Here is a 3,920-nt window from a genome sequence, read left to right as displayed (position 1 = left end):
ATGGTCTAACTGTTAACTTGAACCGCCATCAACTTGATTTGACGAACAGCCTTTTAATTTTAAATCTTCATTAGTAATATTCTCAGGAACATCTTGACCTGTTAAATTTTTCAATAAGATATTAACGGCCTTGTTAGCCATAGCACTGATTGGTTGTCTAATGGTTGTTAGGGGAACGGCTGCAAAACGAGCAAATGGTTGATCATCGTAGCCGATAACAGCAATATCTTTTGGAACTGAGATATTATTTTTTTGTAGTTCATCAATTAAACCGATTGCAACTTCGTCTGAATTAGTAAAGATTGCATCTGGTAAAGTATTCTTGGAATTCTTAATGAGGTTACGTGCAATTTCTTGTCCATCGGTGGCAGTGTGCTTTTGAGAAAAAAGCCAATCCGGATCGATAGAAAGTTGGTGTTGCTTAGTAAAATCTTGAAAAGCTTTAGTTCGAGAATATCCATGACTCTTAACGGTATAGTTACCACCAGTAACGTAGACAAAATGGCGGTGTCCCTGAGTAAAGAGGTAATTTAAAGCATCAAGTGTAGCCTGATAATGGTTAAGAGTGACAGATTGAATATCTCGATATTTGTTTTCTTCATTTAATAAAATCACTTTTTGTGGATAAGCTTGGGCAAAAGAACGAACCAGCTCATGATTTTCCACAGAGGCAAGGATGACACCATCGACTTGATGGTTCTTTAACTGATCCAAAAAACGTTGTTCGGCAGCCGAATCGTCATGTGTTTGTGAAACCAAAACTTGGTATCCATATAGATTGAGTTTTCTTTCAATTGCGTCAAATAATTCAGCAAAGAAAGGGTTAGCTAATCTTGAAACAAGTACACCAATATTTTTGGTTGATTGGGAACGTAATTGAGTAGCGATAGCACTAGGTGTGTAGTCTAATTCATCAATTGCAGCCTGAATTTTTTTACGTTTATCTTCAGAAACATAAGGGTGATCGTTAAGGTAACGAGATACAGTTCCTACACCGACACCAGCTTTTTTTGCGATTTCTTTAATAGTTGCCATTTATATCTATCCTTCGTTTAATGGAATCGATTCCATGTATTAATTTAACAGAAAATTTCAAAATGTCAAGCGCTTTCAATCATGGAAATAATCAGTAAATTTTTGTATAACTTTTTAATATACCACAATTAAAACGCTTTCTCACCATTTTTTTGCTATATCATGAGCTTTTTTTACCCAAAGTGACAATTTCAGGCCTATAATAGAAATTGGGATGTTTTCGTTTGAGTTTTAAAATCAATGAAAGGTAGCGAAGGTATGCAGGTATATAAAAATTCCGCAGAACTAATAGACCAAATTAAAGAGAGTTATCATAAGTTCATTGATGAATATGAGGGTATAACAGATGATGTTGCCGATGAAAGAATTGAGCAAGTGGATAAAACGCCACGTGAGATGCTCTCATATCAAGTCGGATGGATTAATATGATTTTGTCATGGGAAAAAGCTGAAGCTGGTGGGGAAAAGATTACTACTCCAACTCCTGGATACAAATGGGATCAAATGCGTGAGCTTTATCATGATTTCAATATCAAGTATGGTTCAGATGGCATAGATAATGAGAAGGAAGAATTAAGCAGTACTGTAGATGAACTTATTTCATGGGTCGACAAAATGTCACATGATGAATTGTTCAAACCAGGTGAACGTAAGTGGGCTACAACTAAAGCAATGTGGCCTGTTGCTAAGTGGATCAGAATCAATGCTGTTTCACCATTTAATAATTACAGTCGTCAGGTTAGAAAATGGAAGAACTTTAATTTAAGAGATAAGAGTACCGTTAATTCATAATTAGGAAAGTCCGTATTAACTAGTTTTTTGTATAGTTGATATGGACTTTTTTGTTAAGTCTTATCTACCATAACAAGCACTATTGGATTGGAACGTTATCGACGTATATTTGAGACTAATAACGCTTGTTGTTCTAGACTGACGAACTGTTCTGTTATTTTTTACTTCTAATTTCTTTTGTACGTGACTCGCTCTATTGAGAATTGAAAAGCATGATAGTTTTGACATCGAATCGTGTCCATAGCGTTCCAATATATTTCTAACTCTTGTGGAGGACGAAAAATAAGGATAATAAAAAAAGCCATCCACTTGAATGACTTTTACAATCCGAAATCTATTAGGAAATAACCAATTGTTCCAATAATGATCAACATAGCAAAGTTGATAATTGTGAAATACAATAAGTATTTTCCTGGATTGTTCTTAAAGAAAAATCGATATTGTTTGAAAGCCAACAAGTTAGCCAATGAACCTACTACAGTACCAAGACCACCAATATTCGTACCTAAGAAAATAGCATGGACGAATTTGGAGAACTTAGAAACTAAAATTGTGGTTGGCACGTTACTAATGAATTGACTAGTAATGATTGAAGTTAAATATGTGCTTGTTCTTGTTTGCAAAAATTGATGCAAGTTGTTAACAATTGCTGGTTCACGGTTAATATTACCAACGGCAATGAAGAAACACATGAAAATTAAGACAATTGAGTAATCAACCGATTCAAGAATATGAGGGTTGATAAAGATGACTAATAATATTGCGGCAATCAAAGAACCCCACATAGGAATTACAGAAAAAATTCCCAAAAAAATAATCACTGTGACAGCGACCGTTAAAGTTAAACTTGGAATGTTTAGTTCAACAGCAGGCAACTCGGTTAATTTGATTGGATCTTTAGCGAAGAAACGAGTCGACAGAAAAATTGCTAGGAAAGTGACAATCGTTATCGGTGTAGACATGATAAAGAATTGTTTGATTCCTAGATTAAAGTGCGTCAACAGGAATAAATTATGAGTATTACCAAATGGTGTAAACATACTACCAAGGTTAGCGGCCATAGTAATAATGATAACCGGAAAAATCGGATTTACTTTAATATGCTTAGATAGTTGGTAAAATAAAGGAACTAAGGTTAAAATTGTAACATCATTAGTTAAGAACATAGCTCCAAAGAATGCTAAAGAGGCTAACATGAATATCATTTGACGTGTAGTTTTCGCTTTGTGCGTCATATACGCGGCATAATATTTTAGAAAGTCCAAATAGTCATAAATCTGGATTATAATCATCATAGATAATAGTGAAGCAAGTGTCTTCCAATTAATATCCATCAATTGTGGTGGACTAATAAAGATCGATGTTAGAATTGCTGCTGCCCCAGCTATCCATAGCACCTTATCTGAAAATACACGTTTTAATACAGCCATTTATGTTTTCCCCTACAAAAAAGAAGTACCCTATCTAGTATAAAGATAAAGGTAGAGTTAAAAAAGATAATTATGTAAAATTCGACGAAATATTTTTGAAAAGTTAAATAGTATAAAAATTATTCATATGAAAAGCATAATATATCATAACCTAAGTATACTAAATATCAATTATAAGGAGTGTTAATATATGCAAATAATTTTATCAATCTTACTATTCATTGTGGGGATTGCTATTATGGCAGTTTCTTTCAAGGCAAAAAAAGAAGTAGTTTATTATGCACTCCTTGCTATTGGCCTGATTTTGTTCTTTGCCGGCATCCATGTTATTTTCCCAAAATAAATAATGCCAAGTGGACATGAGACTGATATAATCTAGTCGTATCAAATGGGGGAGGTAATTTCCATGATTCTAAAAAAGACAGCGCTTCTGGTTCTAGTTTCAATTATGCTTAGTGTGATTGAAATGACTGTTGATCCAGCATTTATTCTGGGTAGAGCATCTTTGATGTTCTCTGGATCGTTGATGTTTTTACTATCATTGCTATTTGTTAGACGTTTGTGGAAATATGCAAACTTAAAATGAGCTCAAAAAAGGAATCATCTCTGAAGTGCAATAAAAAAGTTAGACATTTTTATAAGTTTTAAAAAATCATGGATTGT

The 3,920-nt window shown here is 33.8% G+C and carries 5 protein-coding genes; 3 read left to right on the top strand and 2 right to left on the bottom strand.

The annotated features are described in order from the left end of the window. Nucleotides 1-12 precede the first annotated feature (12 nt). Nucleotides 13-1,035, bottom strand: coding sequence for a LacI family DNA-binding transcriptional regulator (locus FD33_RS11320; RefSeq protein WP_056955985.1), 1,023 nt, complete (start codon nucleotides 1,033-1,035; stop codon nucleotides 13-15). Nucleotides 1,036-1,275: 240 nt separating this feature from the next. Between FD33_RS11320 and FD33_RS11315 the strand changes: the two genes are divergently transcribed. After that, complete coding sequence (locus FD33_RS11315) at nucleotides 1,276-1,827, top strand: ClbS/DfsB family four-helix bundle protein (RefSeq protein WP_051564350.1); 552 nt, start codon at nucleotides 1,276-1,278, stop codon at nucleotides 1,825-1,827. 320 nt (nucleotides 1,828-2,147) lie between these two features. Here the strand turns inward: FD33_RS11315 and FD33_RS11310 are convergent, their stop codons facing one another. Next, entirely contained in the window at nucleotides 2,148-3,257 is a 1,110-nt protein-coding gene (locus FD33_RS11310; RefSeq protein WP_056955984.1) for an SLC13 family permease, read from the bottom strand. A gap of 190 nt (nucleotides 3,258-3,447) precedes the next feature. Between FD33_RS11310 and FD33_RS12720 the strand changes: the two genes are divergently transcribed. Further along, complete coding sequence (locus FD33_RS12720; RefSeq protein ID WP_156407848.1) at nucleotides 3,448-3,600, top strand: DUF6095 family protein; 153 nt, start codon at nucleotides 3,448-3,450, stop codon at nucleotides 3,598-3,600. A 63-nt stretch (nucleotides 3,601-3,663) separates the two neighbouring features. Further along, the gene (locus FD33_RS11305; RefSeq protein ID WP_025086339.1) at nucleotides 3,664-3,843 is read left to right on the top strand and encodes a hypothetical protein; all 180 of its coding nucleotides are present in this window, start codon (nucleotides 3,664-3,666) and stop codon (nucleotides 3,841-3,843) included. Nucleotides 3,844-3,920: the final 77 nt, after the last annotated feature.

It is taken from the genome of Companilactobacillus paralimentarius DSM 13238 = JCM 10415, assembly GCF_001434985.1.
GTDB classification, from domain to species: Bacteria; Bacillota; Bacilli; order Lactobacillales; family Lactobacillaceae; genus Companilactobacillus; species Companilactobacillus paralimentarius.
Note: the sequence above shows the minus strand (reverse complement) of the source record. Positions and strands in the feature narration are given on the sequence as shown.

Excerpts from the sequence above, each read along its gene's own strand:
- FD33_RS11305 (WP_025086339.1), top strand. The coding sequence starts at position 3,664 with ATGATTCTAAAAAAGACAGCGCTTCTGGTTCTAGTTTCAATTATGCTT.
- FD33_RS11310 (WP_056955984.1), bottom strand. The coding sequence starts at position 3,257 with ATGGCTGTATTAAAACGTGTATTTTCAGATAAGGTGCTATGGATAGCT.
- FD33_RS12720 (WP_156407848.1), top strand. The coding sequence starts at position 3,448 with ATGCAAATAATTTTATCAATCTTACTATTCATTGTGGGGATTGCTATT.
- FD33_RS11315 (WP_051564350.1), top strand. The coding sequence starts at position 1,276 with ATGAAAGGTAGCGAAGGTATGCAGGTATATAAAAATTCCGCAGAACTA.
- FD33_RS11320 (WP_056955985.1), bottom strand. The coding sequence starts at position 1,035 with ATGGCAACTATTAAAGAAATCGCAAAAAAAGCTGGTGTCGGTGTAGGA.